General features: G+C 59.2%; 15 protein-coding genes. 10 read left to right on the forward strand and 5 right to left on the reverse strand.

The features are described from left to right. Positions 1-52 precede the first annotated feature (52 nt). Entirely contained in the window at positions 53-1,168 is a 1,116-nt protein-coding gene (gene ald / locus ABSG47_RS04595; RefSeq protein ID WP_424167004.1) for an alanine dehydrogenase, read from the reverse strand. Between the two features lie 298 nt (positions 1,169-1,466). Here ald and ABSG47_RS04600 point away from each other — a divergent pair, with 298 nt between their 5' ends. Both ABSG47_RS04600 and ABSG47_RS04605 read left to right on the forward strand, forming a co-directional pair. Continuing rightward, positions 1,467-1,928, forward strand: a complete 462-nt coding sequence (locus ABSG47_RS04600; RefSeq protein WP_424167007.1) for an Lrp/AsnC family transcriptional regulator — start codon at positions 1,467-1,469, stop codon at positions 1,926-1,928. Between the two features lie 170 nt (positions 1,929-2,098). Beyond that, positions 2,099-4,777: a M14 family metallopeptidase gene (locus ABSG47_RS04605; RefSeq protein ID WP_424167010.1), complete on the forward strand. Its 2,679-nt coding sequence runs from the start codon at positions 2,099-2,101 to the stop codon at positions 4,775-4,777. Positions 4,778-4,841: 64 nt separating this feature from the next. Here ABSG47_RS04605 and mgrA read toward each other — a convergent pair whose 3' ends face one another. Genes mgrA through ABSG47_RS04620 form a run of 3 tightly spaced genes read right to left on the reverse strand, consistent with a single transcriptional unit; the run spans position 4,842 to position 6,462 of the window. Continuing rightward, on the reverse strand, positions 4,842-5,882 hold the full coding sequence (mgrA, locus tag ABSG47_RS04610) for an L-glyceraldehyde 3-phosphate reductase (protein WP_424167013.1): 1,041 nt from the start codon (positions 5,880-5,882) through the stop codon (positions 4,842-4,844). Positions 5,883-5,890: 8 nt separating this feature from the next. Beyond that, positions 5,891-6,196, reverse strand: coding sequence for a type II toxin-antitoxin system RelE/ParE family toxin (locus ABSG47_RS04615; RefSeq protein ID WP_424167016.1), 306 nt, complete (start codon positions 6,194-6,196; stop codon positions 5,891-5,893). Continuing rightward, the gene (locus ABSG47_RS04620; RefSeq protein WP_424167019.1) at positions 6,193-6,462 is read right to left on the reverse strand and encodes an addiction module protein; all 270 of its coding nucleotides are present in this window, start codon (positions 6,460-6,462) and stop codon (positions 6,193-6,195) included. Before ABSG47_RS04620 ends, ABSG47_RS04615 begins: the two co-directional genes overlap by 4 nt. On the opposite strand from ABSG47_RS04620, the gene ABSG47_RS04625 reads away from it, so the two are divergent. Then, positions 6,461-7,117, forward strand: coding sequence for a hypothetical protein (locus ABSG47_RS04625; protein ID WP_424167022.1), 657 nt, complete (start codon positions 6,461-6,463; stop codon positions 7,115-7,117). The two genes, ABSG47_RS04620 and ABSG47_RS04625, sit on opposite strands and share 2 nt — an antisense overlap. A 6-nt stretch (positions 7,118-7,123) precedes the next feature. Here the strand turns inward: ABSG47_RS04625 and ABSG47_RS04630 are convergent, their stop codons facing one another. Next, on the reverse strand, positions 7,124-8,614 hold the full coding sequence (locus ABSG47_RS04630; protein ID WP_424167025.1) for an aldehyde dehydrogenase family protein: 1,491 nt from the start codon (positions 8,612-8,614) through the stop codon (positions 7,124-7,126). A 549-nt stretch (positions 8,615-9,163) separates the two neighbouring features. On the opposite strand from ABSG47_RS04630, the gene ABSG47_RS04635 reads away from it, so the two are divergent. The 7 genes from ABSG47_RS04635 to ABSG47_RS04665 all read left to right on the forward strand — a co-directional run bounded on the left by ABSG47_RS04635 (position 9,164) and on the right by ABSG47_RS04665 (position 19,236). Beyond that, positions 9,164-10,228, forward strand: coding sequence for a rod shape-determining protein (locus ABSG47_RS04635; RefSeq protein WP_424167028.1), 1,065 nt, complete (start codon positions 9,164-9,166; stop codon positions 10,226-10,228). Positions 10,229-10,334: 106 nt separating this feature from the next. After that, a complete protein-coding gene (mreC, locus tag ABSG47_RS04640; protein ID WP_424167030.1) occupies positions 10,335-11,720 on the forward strand; it encodes a rod shape-determining protein MreC in 1,386 nt (461 codons plus the stop codon). Next, positions 11,717-12,241 carry a rod shape-determining protein MreD gene (gene mreD, locus ABSG47_RS04645; protein ID WP_424167033.1) on the forward strand — a complete coding sequence of 175 codons (525 nt, stop codon included), beginning with the start codon at positions 11,717-11,719 and terminating at the stop codon, positions 12,239-12,241. The genes mreC and mreD overlap by 4 nt, the downstream gene beginning before the upstream one ends. Positions 12,242-12,406: 165 nt before the next feature. Then, positions 12,407-14,467: a penicillin-binding protein 2 gene (mrdA, locus tag ABSG47_RS04650; protein WP_424167035.1), complete on the forward strand. Its 2,061-nt coding sequence runs from the start codon at positions 12,407-12,409 to the stop codon at positions 14,465-14,467. Between the two features lie 2 nt (positions 14,468-14,469). Beyond that, complete coding sequence (rodA, locus tag ABSG47_RS04655) at positions 14,470-15,573, forward strand: rod shape-determining protein RodA (RefSeq protein ID WP_424167038.1); 1,104 nt, start codon at positions 14,470-14,472, stop codon at positions 15,571-15,573. A gap of 117 nt (positions 15,574-15,690) precedes the next feature. Further along, a complete protein-coding gene (locus ABSG47_RS04660; protein ID WP_424167041.1) occupies positions 15,691-16,035 on the forward strand; it encodes a hypothetical protein in 345 nt (114 codons plus the stop codon). A gap of 45 nt (positions 16,036-16,080) precedes the next feature. Continuing rightward, a complete protein-coding gene (locus tag ABSG47_RS04665) occupies positions 16,081-19,236 on the forward strand; it encodes an Rne/Rng family ribonuclease (protein ID WP_424167044.1) in 3,156 nt (1,051 codons plus the stop codon). Positions 19,237-19,289: the final 53 nt, after the last annotated feature.

Consider the following 19,289-nt stretch of genomic DNA (forward strand, 5'->3'; position numbering starts at 1 on the left):
GCAATTTGCATTGGAGCGCACAAGTCCCTTGGTCCCATAGTCCCGTAAGTCCCTAGGCGACGACCGTCGCCCAGGGTGTCCATTCCTTCTGCAGGCTCTCCGCCACGCCGCGGTACGTCAGCTTGCCAAGGTACGTGTTGAGCCCTTCGGCGAGGCCTGCGTCCTTTTTGAGAGCTTCTTTCGGGCCCAGGTTCGCAAGCCGCATGAGATACGGGAAGGTCGCATTTGTCAGCCCCAGCGTGGAGGTATGCGGCACCGCGCCGGGCATGTTCGTCACGCAGTAGTGCACCACGCCGTCTACGGTGTAACTGGGGTTTGAGTGCGAAGTGGGCCGCGCCGTCTCCACGCAGCCGCCCTGGTCGATGGCCACGTCCACAATCACCGCGCCCTTCTTCATGCGGCTGACCATCTCCCTGGTGACGATCTTCGGCGCGGTGGCTCCGGGAATCAGCACACCGCCAATGACCAGGTCGGCCTCATGCGTGGCCTGCGCCAGGTTGTAGCTGTTGGAAGCAAGCGTGTAGACGCGGCCATTGAAGATGTCGTCAATCTCGCGCAGGCGGTTCAGGTTCAGGTCCACGAGCGTAACCTTTGCGCCAAATCCCAGCGCGATGCGCGCCGCGTTGGTGCCCACAACACCGCCGCCAATCACCGTGACATGCGCTGGAGGCACACCTGGAACTCCGCCCAGCAGAATGCCGCGCCCGCCTTTTTCTTTCTCAAGATAGGAGGCGCCGACCTGTACGCTCATGCGGCCGGCTACTTCGCTCATCGGCGTCAAAAGCGGCAGTGTGTTGTTGCGATCGCGAACCGTCTCATACGCAATGCCAATGACCTTCGCGTCCAGCAGCTTCTGCGTCAGTACGGGGAGCGGCGCAAGGTGCAGATAGGTGAAGAGCGTAAGCCCCTCGCGAAAGTAAACGTACTCGCTCTCAATCGGCTCCTTGACCTTGACCACAATCTCGCTCTTGCCCCAGACGTGGCCGGCATCGCCCACAATCTCCGCGCCGGCATCCTGGTACTCCGCATCCGGAAAGCCGGATTGCACGCCGGCGTTGGTTTCAACGAAAATCTTGTGACCGGCTTCGGTCAGAGCCCTAACTCCGGCGGGAATCACGCCAACGCGGGATTCTTGATCCTTAATTTCGCGGGGAACTCCGATAATCATCGCTGTGCTCCTGTACTCAGAATGTGATGCGGACAAATCAGAAGGGGTTCGGATTTACGCCGCGCCGATTTTGTTTTGATCCGGGGAGGGCTGCATCGGCGCGGCGATCCAGCTCAGGGTCTTACCCTCCTGGAAGCGAATAGATGAATACTAGAGCGCACAATACCGCCGATGTGTGCAATCTTCGTGTTAAAACTGCCTTATGAGCACGAAACGTGTATCAAACCGAGCAAAGTTGCACAAGATAAGCGTACCGTCTTCCCGACCACGCGCAGTGGCGACTGTTCCCGGCGCCGGAATGGCTCTTCTTGGACTCGATGAGCTCGATTCGGCGATTCTGCGCACGCTCGAGGCCAACGGCCGCGCCACCAACTACGAGGTCGGTGAAGCCGTTGGGCTCTCCGCATCGGCGGCCTCGCGGCGCATACAGGCGTTGGAAGAGATGGGCGCCATTCGCGGCTACCGCGCCGTGGTGAACGACCGCATGCTGGGCCGCCAGATGACGGTCTTTGTCCGCATCACGCTGGAGCGCCAGTCCGCCTCCGTTCTTGGCGCATTTGAGGCCGCCGTCCGCCGCATCCAGGGCATTACAAGCTGCCATCTCATGGCCGGCCAGTATGATTACATGCTCATTGCACGCGTTGCCGACATGGACGACTATGGCCGCCTGCACCAGAATGAGCTATCGCGTCTGCCCGGCGTCACGCGCATTGAAACCAGCTTTGCGCTGCGCGATGTGATGGAAGGCCAGAGGCGGTAGTCATAAACAAGGCATAAATTCACATGCCATCCTCATGGCAGATTCCGCCCCCGCTGCATTAGTCTTGGTGTCACGCGCGACAGATTGCCCGCACATCCGTATGTGCTATGCCGGCGGCTTTCCGCCGCCCGTGCTGCCGCGGCAAGTCAAGTTTGTTTCGAGGAGAGCCGATGCAACCCCGTTTTTCTCTTTGTCTTGGACTGGCGATTACGATTGCCACCTGCGCTGCCCCGCAGATTCACGCCGCAGACGTTCCCACACCTGTCTCCGTGCTGAACCACACGCCCGGCGATGACTTTTACCTGGCCGATTATGAAGACACCGTGCGCTACTTTCATGCGTTGGCCGCGGCAGACCCTGCGCGCATGAAGATGTTTACCGTTGGCAAGACCACGCAGGGCCGCGACATTGAGATCGCCGTCATTTCGTCGGCGGCAAACATCGCGCAGCTTGACCAGACCAAGCAGGCTGCGGCGCGGCTGGCCAAGGCCACGGACCTCAACGATGATTCCGCTCGCGAGTTGGCACGCAGTTCCAAGGTGGTCGTTCACATCGATGGCGGTCTCCATGCAAGCGAAGTGGCCGGCCCGCAGCACACCATGATGCTGGCCTACAAGCTGCTCTCGGCAAAGAAGGATCCGGAGATCGACGCCATCCTCGATAACGTTGTCCTCGTCCTCTGGCCCACGCTCAATCCCGATGGGCAGGACATGGTTGTCCACTGGTACCGCCAGAACGTTGGCACCAAGTATGAAGTGAGCCCGCTGCCCATGCTTTACCAGGAGTACGTGGGCCACGACAACAATCGCGACGGCTACATGCTCAACATGAAGGAAGAGCAGATCGTCACCAAGACGCAGCTCGAATACAACCCCGTCATCTTCTACTGCCAGCACCAGACCGCGCCCTTCCCTGCACGCATCTGGATTCCACCATTCTCCGATCCCATCTCGTCGAACATCAGCCCTTACGTGCGCAGTTGGCTCAACGTTGTGGGCACCAACATGACCGCGTATCTCAACGCGCATAAGATGCCGGGGGCAATCTCCGAGTCGCGCTTCGATAACTGGTATGCGGGCTTCATGGACTGGGCGCACGTCTTCCGCAACGAGATTTCGTTCTTTACAGAGACCGCTCTCTACGAGTACGCCACGCCGCACTTCTACACTGTCGCGGATTTTCCCAAGCCGTATCAGGACCTGCGCGCGCTCACCATGTATTCCACTCCGTGGGAAGGCGGCTGGTGGCATCTGAAGGATGCCGTCGATTACATGGTCGGCGGATCGATGTCCGTGCTCGATCTCGCCGCGAAGAACCGCGAGACGCTGCTCTATAACCGCTATCAGGCTGCGCGCGACAACATTCAGCATTTTCAAAAAGAGCCGCCGTTTGCGTACGTCATTCCGAGCAAGCAGACCGACACGCCGGAGGCGGCAAAGCTTGCGCAGTTGATGATCGACAATGGCCTTGATGTATATGCGTCGAAAGATGGCTTTACGGCGAATGGCGTGAGCTATCCGAAGGGCTCATGGGTTATTCCCATGGATCAGGCTTACTCCGCAATGGCGAAAGAGCTTTTCGAGCGGCAGAAGTACCCAGACGCGATTGAGCTTGGCACATCGAAGTCTGTCGATCTGCCCTATGACGTAACCGGCTGGACGCTGCCGTTGCAGATGGGCGTGGATGTGGATGCTGTGACTGACCCACTCGGCTCCGAGCAGCGCGCACAGATGCAAAAGATCGATAAGGCGCAGGCTCCCGCCGCAAGCGCGGAAGGCTCTGGCACAGTCTTTGCTGTCAGTCATCGTGTCAATGCTTCATTCCTGCTGGTGAATGAGGCGCTGAAATCCGGCGCAACGGTTTCACTCGCACAGGAGCCGGTGAAGACGGCCGCAGGCATGGAGCGCGGCGCGTTTCTCATCAGCGGCCTGGGCCGTGAGAAGCTCGACGGGCTGGCGCAGAAGTACGCGGTTGGAGCAACGGCTGTCTCCGCGCAATCCAATACGCTGCCCATCAAGAAGGCGCGCCTGGGACTCTATCGTCCGTGGGCGGCATCGATTGATGAAGGCTGGACGCGCTGGGTTCTCGAGAACTACGGCTTTGAGCCCAAGAGCCTGTACAACGCGGATATGAAGTCAGTGAATCTTCGCAACCGCTATGACGCAATCATCCTGCCGGATATGTCCTCACGTCAGCTTATGGACGGCTTCGGCATCGGCATTGTGCCCGGCCAGTACGCTGGCGGCATTGGGCAGGATGGCCTGAACAACCTGCGCGAGTTTGTGCGGCAGGGCGGCACGTTGATTGCGCTCAACCACACAGCTTCCGCGCTCATTCCGCTGCTCTCGCTGCCGGTGCAGAACATTCTGGATGGCGTAAAGAGCGACAAATTCTTCTGCTCCGGCGGGCTGCTGCGCGTGGAAACAGAACACTCCGATCTGCCAGTGAATTTTGGTCTGCCCACTTCGCCTGTCGTCATGTTCCAGAGTGGCCCGGCCTTTGCCGCTCTGCCCGGCGCGCATGGTGCGGTGCTCGCTACGTACCCTAAGCAAACCAACCCACTCGAAAGCGGTCTGCTGCTGCATCCGGAGGCGATTGAAGGCAAGGCAGCGGCGATTGAGCTTGCCTACGGACGCGGGCGCATCGTGCTGTACGGCTTCAAGCCGCAGTTCCGCGGCCAGTCGCATGCCACATATAAATGGATGTTCAACGAGCTGTATTCGTATGATCATCCGGAGCTGCCGGCAATAGGTGGCGCCCCCATGCCGAAGAAGGATGAGTCAGCATCCGCCAAGGCTCCCAAGGCCGCTGCCGCGGATGATGATGACGACGATTATCCGCAAGAATAACGCGCACAAAATAAAATGGCCGGAGCAAATGCTCTGGCCGTTTTATTTTGCGCTCAGGAAAACGCTAAGCCATCGTCTGCCGCGCGCCGCCCCATAGGTCAATGCCGGAATCGACTGCGTGCTTGTCGATCTCCGCAAGCTCCGCAGCGGTGAAGTTGAGATTGTTGAGCGCATCGAGCGAGTTATCGAGTTGCTCCACGTTGCGCGCGCCAATCAGCGCTGAGGTCACGCGCTTGTCGCGCAGAACCCATGCAATCGCAAGCTGCGCCAATGATTGCCCGCGTTTCTTCGCAATCTCATTCAATGCGCGTGCACGCTGAATGTTCTCATCGCTCAGAAACTGCTTCAACAGCGAAGAACCATCCACGCCACCGCGCGAGTGTTCCGGCACACCGTTGAGATACTTGTTCGTCAGCAGGCCCTGCCCAAGAGGAGAAAATGCAATGCAGCCCGCGCCAACTTCATCAAGCGCAGCCAGCAGGCCGTCTTCAATCCAACGATTCAGCATCGAATAGGAAGGCTGATGAATCAGCAGCGGAACGCCGAGACTCTTCAAAATCACAGCAGCTTCCCGCGTGCGCTCCGCGCTGTAGGATGAGATGCCCACATAGAGCGCCTTGCCCTGCTGGACCGCAGTGGCCAGCGCGCCCATCGTCTCTTCAAGCGGCGCATTGCCCCACGGCCTGTGCGCGTAGAAGATATCGACGTACTCAAGACCCATGCGCTTGAGGCTGTCGTCGAGCGAAGCCAGCAGATATTTGCGCGAGGCTCCAATGCCGTACGGCCCCGGCCACATATCCCATCCGGCCTTGGTGGAGATGATCAGCTCATTGCGCAGATTGTGAAAATCCTTCTGCAGAATCGCGCCGAAATTCTCTTCGGCGGATCCATACGGAGGGCCATAGTTGTTGGCCAGGTCGAAGTGCGTAACGCCGCGATCAAAAGCACGGCGAATCATCGCGCGCGCAGTCTCAAAGACATCCGCGCCACCAAAGTTCTGCCATAGCCCGAGCGAAATGGGCGGCAATACAAGCCCGGAACGCCCGCAGCGGCGGAAGATGGCGTTGTCATAGCGTGAAGGGGTGGGAACGTAAGGTTTTTCCATAATTCCTCTTATTGTTTCAGGCGCTTAAGCCAGTAACCCTCGCGCCGTTTCGCGTGAGCAATGGCAACGATCAGGATAATATCTTCCTTCTCCTGATAAATGACAGAAAAAGGAAAAGAGCCGAGAACGCGACGGCGTGTATTCTTTGTATAAGGAGGATATAGTTGGGGATTCCTCCGAATTTTCTTCAGAGACGCCCCAATTGCGGTCAAGAACCGGGCTGCGGTGCGCGGGCTTTCTCGGCGGTAGTACTCGAAAGCATCTTCAATTTCGAGCCCTGCCTCTGAGCGGAGCCGGATCGGTTTCAAGCTCATTGAGACAGCCGGCCCCGCAAGCGCGCTTCCAGTTCGTCCCACGAGCCGGTAACCGCATTTGGGGAGTCTGCATCCGCAACCCTACGTTCGATCTCCGCAGCCCACTCCGGATCAATATCCTCGATTTCATCGATCAGCAGCCCATGCGCGACCCATTCGCGCTCACTCGGCGGCAACAAGCGCGCTTCTTCGAGAATCTGTGTGGCGGTGCGGCTCATGGCAGAATTGTAACGCGGTTGCGATGCCGCCTGAAGGATATTGTTCATGCCTTACAACTTGCCCTCTCCAAATAGGGTGCTTCAGCCTTGCAATCTCAACAATCTTGGCAAGTGGTTCGCCGATGAAGCGTCTACTGTCGAAAATACGAGCGTCAGAAAAGTTCTTCTGGACGTGAGCCTTGATCTCGGTGCATTCATTCGGTGGCCTCAGAAAGCGTTGCTACTTTGGAAAGGGTGTGATCGGATTCCGCTGAAAGGAAATAAACAACGGTATCATTCCTACACTGATTCAATTCGAAAATTCGCCCGCTTGAAAGCTTTCACCTTAGACAGCAGGCCCAATGGGCCTGCCATTGGCGCATATTGCCTTGCAGGCGGAGAACGGCCTGTTCGTATCGGAAGTTCCAACAAATGGTCAATTCATCACATTTACTCAGGTAAATTTCCATATCCCGACCATATAAGCACTCTCCACGCAGCTAAGAGAGAAATGCATTTCAGCCAGAGCGCAGGTCTCATCGCCGTACATCCAATTGCCGATGGACTCGCTGACGAGTTCCCATGCTTTGCTTGGCTATTGCGAGCAGAATCGTCTATTCGCTTCGGCTATGACCCAGATGGTGTATTTTCCGAAGCGCCAAATGAATTCGGTTTTTCTAACGACCGAGAGATTCAAGTTATTGAGACAGAAACTCTCAACTAGGCTCAGTTACTCCGCGTTATCAATCTGCGCGCGCTGCAGCTTGTCCGAGTAATCCACGTACACAGCCTTCCACGTTGTATAGAAGTCCAGCGCTTCGGAACCCTCGCGGTGCCCATTGCCCGTCTGCTTCACGCCGCCAAAGGGCAGATGCACCTCGGCGCCAATCGTCGGCGCGTTGATGTAGGTAATGCCTGCCTCAAGATCGCGCATCGCGGTGAAGGCCTTGTTCACATCGCGCGTGTAAAGTGCCGTAGACAAGCCGTAGTCGATGGAATTCGCAATCTCCACGGCCTGTTGGAAGGTATCGAACTCAATCACGCTCACCACTGGGCCAAATACTTCTTCGCGCGCAATCCGCATCTTCGCGGAGACGCCGGCGAAGACCGTCGGTGCAAAGAATGTTCCGTTGGCATGTGCGCCAGCCGTCAGAGCCTCGCCGCCGGTGAGCAGCTTCGCTCCTTCACTTCTTGCTATTTCGACGTAACGCTGAGAAGTCTCAATCTGCTGCGCATTCACCTGCGGGCCAACGTCGATTCCAGCCTCAAGCCCGTTACCTACCTTGAGCTTCCGCGCCCGCTCCACCAGCCGACCGATGAACTCATCCGCAATCTTCTTCTGCACCAGGATGCGGCTCGTTGCGGTGCAGCGCTGGCCTGTGGTTCCAAAGGCTCCCCACAGCGCGCCGTCGAGCGCGAGATCGAGGTTCGCGTCCTCCATCACAATCTGCGCATTCTTACCGCCCATTTCAAGCGAGACCGGCTTGAAGTTCGCCGCTGCCCGCTGCGCCACCAAGGAGCCGATTTCGCTTGAGCCGGTAAAGCTGATCGCCCGCACGCCGGGATGCTCTACGATAGGCGCACCGGCATCCGGCCCATAGCCCGCAACTATATTCACCACGCCCGGCGGCAGGCCCGCATCCATCAGCGTCTGCACAAGGTTGTAAGTCGATAGCGGCGTATCCTCCGCCGGCTTGATCACGCAGGTATTGCCCGCCACCAGCGCCGGAAACAGCTTCCAGCTCGGAATCGCCATCGGAAAATTCCACGGCGTGATCAGCCCCACCACACCCAGAGGCATGCGCACGCTCATGGCGAACTTGTTCTGCAACTCGCTTGGCGTGGTTTTGCCAAAAAGCCGTCGCCCTTCGCCCGCCACGTAAAAGGCTTCGTCTATCGCCTCCTGCACATCGCCGCGCGTTTCGGACAGAACCTTACCCATCTCGCGAGTCATCTGGCGCGCATACTCTTCTTTGCGCTCTTTCAGCAGCTCGCCCGTGCGATACAGAATTTCCGCGCGCTTGGGCGCGGGAACCAGCCGCCAGATCGCAAACGCCTTCTTCGCCGCTGCCACCGCAAGATCGACATCCTCGGCGTTCGAAGCCGGAAATTCGCCCACCACATCCGAGTGATCCGCCGGGTTGATGTTCTGGAAGGTCTTGCCAGAGCGGCTTGGGAGCCACTCGCCTCCAATGAGGTTGTGATACAGCTTTGTCGACATAAGTTCTCTCACTTGCCTTGCACATTCGCGCAGAAATCGTTATGCCACATCCTCAGATGAGCCAACTCTTCAGCTTATCGCACCACACGCTTCGCGCCCTGCGCCATCCAGCTCTCACACCTTTGCTTCCGCCAAAGCCGGTGAAGATACCGGCGTGAACGATACTTCATCTCCGCGGAGCCGCGGTAGCTTTGCAGCCAGCCCAAAACAATGCGCGCGGAGGACTTATCCCAGGCTTCCGCCCGTGCATTTTTCTCACAAACACAGCGCTATAACTAAATTCCGCTCCCGCGCAAATACTGCAAAGAAAAAATCCTGCCGGTGACTCAAAGAAGAACTGAGGCATTGCACCGTTCCTAACTTGGCACATTTCAGCGTCTTTTCCACGCTTTTCCTCCTGAAAAACTGCGATATTCTGAAAGCGCGGCAATCTCCAGACAGAACGCAGAGGGCGATGATGCTGCCCCGCGGCCTTCACTCCAAGCCGGTTTTACACTGCTTTGTCCCCGCTCACCGTACAATAACCCTTGAGGTAATCCCGAGTTTCCAATGTCTTTGAACGGCTATCCTTCGCGCCCCCCGCGCTCGCACGGCCTGCGGTCGCTCTTCAGCATGTTTTCAAGCGACCTGGCCATCGATCTTGGCACCGCTAACACTCTCGTCTTCGCCGCAGGCAAAGGCATCGTCGTCAATGAGCCTTCCATCGTCGCCATCAATAAGAACACCGGCGAGGTGGAAGCCGTAGGCAAAGAGGCCAAGGACATGCTTGGCCGCACGCCCGGCAACATTGTGGCCATCAAGCCTATGAAGGACGGTGTGATCGCCGACTTCAAAGTCACCGAGAAGATGCTTAACTACTTCATTCAGAAGGCGCATAACCGCAAGATGCTGGTGCATCCGCGCATCGTCATCGGCGTGCCCTCTGAGATCACGCAGGTGGAAAAGCGCGCCGTCGAGGACTCCGCCTACCGCGCCAAGGCCAGCGAAGTCTATCTCGTGGAACAGGCCATGGTAGCCGCCATCGGTGCAGGTCTGCCCATCACGGAGCCCTCGGGCAACATGGTCGTCGATATCGGCGGCGGAACGACCGACATCGCCGTCATCTCGCTCTCAGGCATCGTTTACTCGCGCTCAGTCCGCATGGCCGGTAACCAGATGGATGAGGCGATCACCAACTACCTCAAGCGCAAGTACAACCTGCTCATCGGCGAACGCACCGCCGAGCACATCAAGATAGAGATCGGCTCAGCCTTTCCGCTGGACAAGCCGCTCACGATGGAGATCAAGGGCCGCAACCTCATTGAAGGCGTGCCGAAGACGATCACCATTGACGATTCGGAGATTCGCGAAGCCCTTGGCGAGTGCATTGCCGTCATCATGAACGCCATCCGCGTCGCGCTTGAACGCACTCCGCCCGAGCTGTCGGCTGACATTTCCGATCGCGGCATCGTCTTAACCGGCGGCGGCGCGCTCATCAAGAACCTGGACAAGCGCATTCGCGAGGAAACCGGCCTGCCAGTCTCGGTCGCTGACGATCCGCTGGCCTCGGTCGTCCTCGGCACCGGCAAGATGCTGAGCGACTTCCGGCTGCTGCGCAAGATCAAAATTGATTAGGAAGACCGGGACTAGGGGTCTAAAGGGACTTAGGGACTAAAAACATAGCGCACGAACCGGAAGTCCCTTAGTCCCTTTTGGTCCCTCAAGTCCCCTGCTTTTATTTATGGAATCCTTCTTCTTCCGCTACCGGAATCTCATCGTGCTGCTGGTGCTGCTGGTGGCGCAGATTCTTGGGCTTGCCATGCAGGTCCGCCGGACGGGGGAAGGCAGCAATACTTACGATCCAACCGACAGCAAGGGCGTGCAGCTCATTCGTCTCTGGGCCAACGCCATCGTCTCCCCGCCGGAACGCGCTGTTCAGAACTCGAAGTCCGGCGCCGGATGGATCTGGCAGAACTACTTCGACCTGCGCAACGTCCGCCAGCAGAATGAGGATCTTCGGGCTCAAGTTGACCAACTGCGCCTGGAGCAGGCCGAGATGCTCGAGGACGTTCGCCAGGGACAGCGTTTGCAGAGCCTCAATAAATTTGAGGAGAAGTACCTCTATAAAACGCTCACCGCGCAGGTCATCGGCGGCTCGGGCTCCGATCTCTCCCGCGTCTTTTACCTCGACAAGGGCAAGAACGAAGGCATCGCTCGTGACATGGCCGTCATTACGCCGGAGGGCATCGTGGGCAAGGTCCGCGAGGTCTATCCGCACTCTGCGCAGGTGCTGGCCATCAATGATCAGTCGAGCGGCGCAGGCGTCATCCTGGAGCAGACACGTGTCCGCGGCATTCTGCGCGGCAACGCAGAAGGCCAGCCCGCCATCGTCAATATCCTCGCCGACTCCCGCATCAAGCCAGGCGAAAAAGTTCTTACCGGCGGCGGCGACCAGATCTTCCCCCGCGGCCTGCCCGTCGGAGTCGTGGACAGAGTTGAAAAAGATCCCGATCGCGATGGATTCATTCAAGTCGTCGTCAACCCGGCGGCAAATCTGAACGGCCTGGACGAGGTTCTCGTCATCACCGACTCCGAGCCGCGCTTCAACGACAAGCAGTTGAAGGACCTGGCCGAGAGCGAGTCCGAAAAGAAAGAGGATGCTGCCGCGCTGAACGAGCAGAAAAAAGCCTCGGAGATTCTGGAAGAAAAGCTGCCCGGACTGACCGATCCCAACGCGCCCAAGCCCGCACAGGATGGCGCTTCCGCCGCGAACGGAGCCGCTCCCGCCGCGCCACCCGCGCCAAAACTGCTCGCTCCGCAGCATCCCGACCGTTTTACGCCTGGCTATGTGGGTAGCAATGCCGACCGGACTCAAAGCCAGGCCGGTGATGGAGCCAATTCCGCGCCCAGAACCGCTGCGCCAAAGCCGGCTCAACCCGGCACACAACCGACCACAAAGCCCGGCACAACCACCAAGCCGGCGCAGAGACCCACAACTGCTCCTGTACAGCAGGCCCCAGCGCAGAAGACAGACAGGCTTGAGGACACCGGCTCCAAACCGGATGCGCCGAAGCAGCCCGCCAATCCGAATCCCAACCAGCAGCCGCCACAGAGAAAGGAGCAATGATGTCGGTCCTTACCGCCAACTCCCGGCGCGATCTTGAGATTCACCGCTATCCCGCGCCGCTCTATCTGCTGGTTCCGGTGGCCGCGCTGGTGCTGCAGGCGCTGCTTTCTCGCTATCTCTCGCGCTTTCCGTACTTCGACATCCCGCTGGTCATCACGGTTTACTTCGCGCTCGGCCGCCGCAGCCCCATTCAGGGCATGTTTCTCGGCGTTTTTGTGGGCATCTTTGAGGATGCGCTGACGCATCACGCCATCGGCATCAACGGCATTGCCAAGACCGTGGCAGGCTTCCTGGCCGCGTCGATGGGCGTGCGCATCGATGTGCAGAACGTATTTATCCGTGTGCTGCTCAACTTCGCGCTGACGCTCTTGTGCAGCGCAATCTATCTCGGCATCTATCGCGGCCTGCTCGGCATTGAGCTGGACTGGAGCTGGTTCACGCTCCTCTTCCAGGCCCTGGGTAACTCCGTCATCGCGCTGATCCTCTTCCCTCTGCTGGATCGCTTCCAGGTCAGGGATTGAGAGTGAATGACACGGTACTGAGGCGGCTTACGGCTCTTGTAACAGGACACGACTTTAGTCGTGCCGAAAAAGTCTAAAGAATGAATTTGGGGCTTTAGCCCCCGCAGTTTGTATTTTCTTCAAAAATCGCAATAAAAACGGCAGTATGCTGAAAGCAGCGGCATCATGTTTTCTGAGAACTTCAATCGCGGCGAAAAGCTCTCCACCCTCAAATCGGCGGCGGTGCAGTACGGCATTCTGCTGATCATGCTGTCCCTCGGCGCCGGCCTGTGGCGGCTGCAGGTCCTCGGCGCTTCGAACTTCAAGGAGCTGGCCGAGGAAAACCGCATCCGCAAGGAGCCCATCATGGCTCCGCGCGGCAAGCTGCTGGACCGCGATGGCCGCCTGCTCGTCGATAACTATCCCTCTGTCTCCTGCTTCCTCGTTCGCGAACAGAACAAGAACCTCGATGCCGACCTGCCGCTCATCGCGCAGGGTCTGCACCTCGATCTCGACCAGCTCCAGGCCACGCTTAAGCACTTTCGCGCGGCGCCCGGCTACCAGCCCATCCCAATCAAGCAGGACATCTCTTCCGACGAACAGGCCTTCATCGAGGCCCACCGCAATGAGTTGCCTGAGCTAGAAACCATCGATATGGAGCGACGGCTCTATCCACGCGACGGCTTCGCTTCACATCTGATCGGTTATGTGGGCGAGGTCAGCGAAGAGGACCTGAACAACAATCCTCGCTTTGCCGCTTATGAGCCCGGCCAGGTCGTCGGCAAGGCTGGCGTGGAGGCCACTTATGACCAGATTCTTCGCGGCGAAGACGGATCACGAGACGTCATTGTCGATTCTCATGGCCGCGAAATGGGCTATCTGCGTACCCAGCATTCCACCCCCGGCGAGGATCTCAAGCTCACCATCGATCTCGACATTCAGCGCGCCGCCGAGCTGGCCCTGGGAGCAGCCAACGGCGCGGTGGTGGTGATGGATCCGCGCAACGGAGAGATTCTGGCGCTGGTCTCGCACCCCAGCTTTGACCCCAACGCCTTTGCCGTCAAGATCAAGCGCGATGACTGGAACAAGCTCATCACCGACCCGCGCCATCCGCTGATGAACAAGGCCATTCAGGATCAGCTTGCCCCCGGTTCCACCTTCAAGATCATCATGTCCGCCGCCGGCCTGCAGGAAGGCGTCGCGCAGGACATGAGAGTCAACTGCGTAGGCGGCGGAACCTTCTACGGTCGCTTCTTCAAGTGCGACAAGCATCACGGTGTACTCAGTATTCAGCAGGCCATTCCGCTCTCCTGCGACACCTTCTTTTACGCGCTGGCGCAGAAACTCGGCATCGACACGATTGCGAAATACGCCACCTCCTTCGGCCTCTCGCAGAAGACCGGCATTGACCTGCCCAACGAGATGTCCGGCATTATGCCCTCCACGCAGTGGGAGTGGCATAACTACCACCAGAAGTACTACGCCGGTAATACCATCTCGGTCGGCATCGGCCAGGGTGAAACGCAGGTTACGCCCATCCAGCTTGTTCGCGCGCTCTCAGGCATTGCATCGAACGGACACTTTGTCCGCCCGCATCTCGTCAATCCGATCCAGCTTCCGGCGCAGTTCCGCACAGCCGTCTACGATAGCTTTCCCGGTTCCGCCATCAAAAACGTCTCGCTCGACAACGCCACCTGGATGACAATTACGGACGGCATGGCCGCTGTCACCACCAGCGGTACGGCGGCGCCGGTACACCTCAATGGCATCGATTTTGCGGGCAAGACCGGCACAGCACAGGTGGTCGGCGGCGGTGACACGCATACTAAAGGCGGCGCAAAGACTCCGAACTCCTGGTTCGTCGGCATGGTTCCGCGCCGCAATCCGGAGGTTGCCGTCGTGGTCTTGCAGGAGCACGGTGACTGGGGCCTGAACTCCGCTTACATCGCGCAGAAAATCATCATTGCTTACGTGAACAAAAAGCGCAGTCAGGACCACAATGTGCTCGATCAGGCCAATGCGACGCAGAAGCCCGTCGAGGTAGGAGCCGTCTGGTCAAATTCGGAACCGGCTGATCCGAGGCATGACCTGAAACATGGCTCTGAGCAGGCTGGCGTTTCCGTGGGTGCGGGCCACTACTTCGTGAACCCGGCGCAGGCGTCGAAAGACCTTGCCACCGCACCTGCCGCTTCGCTCTTTCCTGCCTGGCTCACTCCCATCCGCTGGCGCAAGGAAGGTCAAGACTAGGCATGCGCCGCTTCCTCTCCTTCCGCGACTTCGACTGGGGCCTGCTGCTGATGGTGCTTATCCTCTGCGGCATCTCCGTCATGGAAATCTACTCCGCCACGCTGCACACCAAGTACGTCGGTGGCCATTTCCACACCAAGCAGGTCTACTACATCCTCGGCGGCCTGGTGGCCATGTTTATCTTCTCCAAGATCGACTACCACAAGCTCCTGGAATGGGCTCCCTGGGCCTACGGCGTCTTTCTCGTCTCGCTTGTGGCCGTCAAGCTGGTCGGCCAGAAGGTCCTCGGCGCGCGCCGCTGGATCTCCTTTGCCGGCATCCACTTCCAGCCTTCGGAATGGGTCAAGCTGGTTCTCATCCTCGCCGTTGCACGGTACTTCGCCAACCTCGGCGGCCGCGACCTTACGTGGAAGGAGATCGGCAAGGCCTTCGCCCTGGTCGGCGTGCCCATGCTGCTCGTCCTGGTTCAGCCCGATATGGGAACGGCGCTGACCTACTCGCCCATCCTGCTCTCCGGCCTCTTTCTCGGCGGCATCAACTGGAAGCAGGCGCTCATTCTCGTCACTACCGGAGCGGTCCTTGTCATCGGCGCGTGGGATTCCGGAAAAATCCTCAAGCCCTATCAAAAGGCAAGACTTACCGGCTTCATCAACCCCGACAATGACCCCAAAGGCGCAGGCTACCAGGTTCTTCAGGCAAAAATCGCCGTCGGCGCGGGCGGCATCTGGGGCGCGGGCGCTGAAAAGGGTTCGCAGACCCAGGGAGCATTTATCCCCATCCCCCATGCCGACTTCATCTTTGCCGCCTTTGGCGAGGAGCACGGCTTTGTGGGCGCAATTTTTGTGCTCCTGCTATACTTTTTGGTATTGATGCGTTTGATTCAAAACGCTCAAACAGCCGCAGACCTGTCCGGCTCCCTCATTATCATGGGCGTCGTGGCTGTGTTGACCTTCCAGATCGTGGTCAACGTGGGCATGGTCATCGGGTTTATGCCCGTCACCGGAATTCCTCTACCGTTAATGAGTTACGGCGGTTCTTCGGTGTTGTTTACTTTCATGGCGCTTGGCGTGGCAATGAATGTCCGCATGCGACGGTTTGTAAACTAAGGTTTTTAAATGGTCGAATCTCCGCGCCGCCGCTGGCGAACCGCGGAGCCAAAAAGATTGAATGATTCGCCGGCAGGTTCCACTGGGAGCCGCTTGAGCCGGCAGGAAATTGGGTTCATGAGCAGGCAGAAACGGGTAAGCCGCAGCCGCAGTCACAGGGAGATGGTGTACATGCACCCGGCACAATTTGTGCTGTCCTTCCTGGCGATCTTCAGCGGCGAAACGGCCCCGTTGGCGTCCGTCCTCCGAGCGGCGCTCAACTGGGCGGCCACAAATTTTCTGCATACGGATTACCCCCACAGACATTTCGCGCAGCCGGCTTTTGCCGTCGCGCTCTCCGGTTTGGCTTTAAGCCCGCCGCCCGCAACCGCGGGACGGATTGCGGCCTTCGGCCTTCCGGTGTCTCCCCGGTCATCCCTCCCGCTTATTCCCTTCCCCTGCCGTCTCCGCGCCGCCCTGTGACCTTGCCGCTGGCCCCATCTCACAAAAGATGGGCGGAAAGGTACGATGGCAAAAGAGATTTGCATATCCTCCACGCCGCATGAAACGCGGCTGGCTATCCTCGAAGACGATCAGCTCTCCGAGATTTACTACGAACGCGAGAACGAATACACACTCGCGGGTTCCATTTACAACGGCCGCGTCACCCGCGTCCTCCCCGGCATGCAGTCGGCATTTGTAGACCTTGGTCTCGAACGCGATGCCTTCCTCTATGTAACCGACTTCCTTGAGATGGAAGATCCCGAGGACGCGGAGGAGATAGAAAAGGCCGCCGTCTCCGCTCCGGCCCGTCCCCGCGAAGTCCGTTCGGGAGAGGCGCGGTCCGGAGAAGTCCGTTCCAGCGAAGGCCGGTCTGGACAGCAACGCAAACCGGAGGCTGCACCCGCACCCGCTCCCGCTCCCGCAGCCGAGATTGATTCTCCCGTAGCCGAACCGGCTGAACCCTCCCACGAGGCAGACGCCGCATCCTCGGAAGATGAGGAAGCTGGCGGAGCACGCCGCTGGCGCGGACGCCGTCGCCGTCGCGGAGGCCGCGGACAAGCGTTGCCTGTTGCCGATCCCGTCGACACCGAGTCCACCTCTGAGACCTTCCTCGATGCGAATCTCGGCGAACCCTCCGAAGATGCTCCGCATCACTCTCACCAGATTCACGCCTCTGCCGGAGAACAGGCCGCAGCGGCACCGGTCGAGTTGCCCGTTAAATCGCGCAACACGGGCCGCGGCGGCCGGTCCGAATCGCGCCCGGAGCGCGAAGCCCCATCCTTCGTCCTCCCCGGCGAATCGCTTTCGAAGTATGGCGGCGAGCCTGCCCAAACATCTAAAACGGAAAAGCCCGCGGAGCTAGCCCGTCCTGCGTCTACGGCCAAGCCGTCCAGCCTGATTGAGTCCCCCATCGAATGGAACGGCACCGGCCTTATGCCCGGCGAGTCACTCGCCCGGCATCGCAATCGCCAGCCGGAGCCATCCGCGCCGGTCGAGGCCGAGCCGGAGGGCGTCTTCGCCGATGCGCATGTCGCTCCTTCCGAGACCGGGCAGCCTGCCGATCTTGCCTTCATCGAGCACAAGCTCGAAGAGGCTACGCCAGAGGACAAACTGCATTTGCATGACGATGCGCAGGTCGAAGCCCTGCACAGCGCGGCTCTCGAAGCCTTTGGCCATGCGCATGACGAACGTATCCTCGTTCCCACTCAGGACGAATTTAGCAGCGAAGCGCACGCGCCCATCGTTGAAGATGAAGAATTTTCTCCCGCCCACGTTGCCGAGCCTGCGGAGCCGGAAACCACCGAACCCCACTCCGGGCACGCCCCCGCCGAACCCGAATTTGAGTTTGAATTTGAGGAAGAAGAGCAGGAAATCGCTCCTCACGAAGTGAAGAGCGAAGAGAACCGCAGCGCCTCGCATCGCATCGACCCGACCACTCCCAGCGAGTTCCGTCTTTTTGGCCTCGGTGGAAAAAAGAAAAAAGACGAGGTGGTCGAGCCCGAACCGGTCCCGGCAACTGTTGCCGCGCCCAGGCCCACTACCGTCACGTCCGTCTCCGCTTTCGCGCCCGGCAATGGCCTGATCGAAGAAGAGATGGTCGAAGGTGAAGAGTCCGCCACGCCGCATCATCTCCATCGTCACGCCGAGCAGGATCTCGACGAGTACGAGGAGACCGAGCAGCTTAGCGCGCACTCCGGCGAGCTCGCAGCAGCCTTCAAGGAAGCCCGCGCTGGCCACAGTCTTGAAATAGAAGAAATCGGCACCGTAACGGATCTTGACGAGGAAGAGGACGAAGCCTCTGAAGAGACCGCGACTGCTCCCGCTACCCGCGAGCGGAGCGGTTCCGGCCGCGATCGCGGCGGACGCGGACGCCGTAACGAGCGCGGTGCACGCAACGGACAATCCGCAGGCACAGGCGGGCAAAACAGTCGCCGCGGCGGAGGCATGTCGCGCCGCACCGCACAGACCTCTGACCTGCCGATTATCTCGGACCTGCTGAAGCCAGGCCAAGAGATCCTCGTTCAGATCGCCAAGGAGCCCATCGCCAAGAAGGGCGCGCGCATCACCAGCCACATCGCTCTCCCTGGCCGTTTCCTGGTCTTCATGCCCACCGTCACGCACGTTGGCGTAAGCCGCAAGATCGAGAGCGACGACGAGCGCCAGCGCCTCAAGCGCATCCTGATCCACGAGCGCGGCGAAGCCACCGGCGGATTCATCGTCCGCACCGCGGCTGAAGGCATATCCGAAGACGAGCTCCGCTCCGACCTGCGCTTCCTCATCCATTTGTGGGATGAGATCAAGCAGCGCTCCGAAAGCTCGAAATCCCCCGCGCTCATCTATCACGATCTCTCGCTCATCGAGCGCATCCTGCGCGACCAGATTTCGGACGATTTCTCCTCCATCTGGGTCGACAATGAAGCCGCTTATGAGCGTATCGTGCGCTTCCTCAACCGCTTTTCGCCCACGCTCGTGCGCCGCGTCAAGCTCTACACCAAAGAGGTCCCGCTCTTCGAGCACTTCGGCGTCGAGGACGAAATCTCCAAGGCACTGCGCTCCAAGGTCTGGCTCAAATCCGGCGGATCGATCGTCATCAACCAGACGGAAGCCCTTGTCGCCATCGACATCAACACCGGCAAGTATGTCGGCAAAACGGCGCGCCTTGAGGACACCATCGTCAAGACCAACCTCGACGCGATCCCGGAGATCGTTCGCCAGATTCGCCTCCGCGACCTCGGCGGCATCATCATCATCGACTTCATCGATATGGATGAGCGCAAGAATCGCTTCCGTGTCATGGCCGCCCTCGAAGAAGCTCTGAAAACCGACCGCGCCCCCACCAAGGTGCTTCAGTTTAACGACTTCGGACTGGTCGCCATCACCCGCAAGCGCGTCAAGCAGTCGCTGGAGCGCACGCTCTCAGTGCCCTGCCCCACCTGCCAGGCCACCGGCATGGTCAAGAGCGCGGCCACGGTTGCCAACGAGATCTATATTGAGCTGCGCAAGATGCGCCGGCACTTTGAAAACGCCGACGTCATGCTCCGCGTTCACCCTGAGACCGTCAAGGTGCTCAAGGCCAACAACGCGCGCTGGCTCACCGAGTACGAAGACCTCGTCGGCAAAAACATCCTGGTCAAGAGCGATGTCGCTCTGCATCCAGAACAGTTCGACATCCAAGGCTGAGTCCAAGTAAACTCTTACGCAAAGGCCGAAGGAGAATCCTTCGGCCTTTGTTG

It is taken from the genome of Occallatibacter sp. (assembly GCF_049510455.1).
Taxonomy (GTDB): domain Bacteria; phylum Acidobacteriota; class Terriglobia; order Terriglobales; family Acidobacteriaceae; genus Telmatobacter.

Bases quoted from the DNA above. Each gene is read 5' to 3' on its own strand.
- ABSG47_RS04615 (WP_424167016.1), bottom strand. From the start codon at position 6,196: ATGAGCTTGAAACCGATCCGGCTCCGCTCAGAGGCAGGGCTCGAAATT.
- ABSG47_RS04665 (WP_424167044.1), top strand. From the start codon at position 16,081: ATGGCAAAAGAGATTTGCATATCCTCCACGCCGCATGAAACGCGGCTG.
- ABSG47_RS04600 (WP_424167007.1), top strand. From the start codon at position 1,467: ATGGCTCTTCTTGGACTCGATGAGCTCGATTCGGCGATTCTGCGCACG.
- ald (WP_424167004.1), bottom strand. From the start codon at position 1,168: ATGATTATCGGAGTTCCCCGCGAAATTAAGGATCAAGAATCCCGCGTT.
- mgrA (WP_424167013.1), bottom strand. From the start codon at position 5,882: ATGGAAAAACCTTACGTTCCCACCCCTTCACGCTATGACAACGCCATC.
- ABSG47_RS04660 (WP_424167041.1), top strand. From the start codon at position 15,691: ATGAGCAGGCAGAAACGGGTAAGCCGCAGCCGCAGTCACAGGGAGATG.
- ABSG47_RS04630 (WP_424167025.1), bottom strand. From the start codon at position 8,614: ATGTCGACAAAGCTGTATCACAACCTCATTGGAGGCGAGTGGCTCCCA.
- ABSG47_RS04625 (WP_424167022.1), top strand. From the start codon at position 6,461: ATGCCTTACAACTTGCCCTCTCCAAATAGGGTGCTTCAGCCTTGCAAT.
- mreD (WP_424167033.1), top strand. From the start codon at position 11,717: ATGATGTCGGTCCTTACCGCCAACTCCCGGCGCGATCTTGAGATTCAC.
- mreC (WP_424167030.1), top strand. From the start codon at position 10,335: ATGGAATCCTTCTTCTTCCGCTACCGGAATCTCATCGTGCTGCTGGTG.
- ABSG47_RS04605 (WP_424167010.1), top strand. From the start codon at position 2,099: ATGCAACCCCGTTTTTCTCTTTGTCTTGGACTGGCGATTACGATTGCC.
- ABSG47_RS04620 (WP_424167019.1), bottom strand. From the start codon at position 6,462: ATGAACAATATCCTTCAGGCGGCATCGCAACCGCGTTACAATTCTGCC.
- ABSG47_RS04635 (WP_424167028.1), top strand. From the start codon at position 9,164: ATGTCTTTGAACGGCTATCCTTCGCGCCCCCCGCGCTCGCACGGCCTG.
- mrdA (WP_424167035.1), top strand. From the start codon at position 12,407: ATGTTTTCTGAGAACTTCAATCGCGGCGAAAAGCTCTCCACCCTCAAA.
- rodA (WP_424167038.1), top strand. From the start codon at position 14,470: ATGCGCCGCTTCCTCTCCTTCCGCGACTTCGACTGGGGCCTGCTGCTG.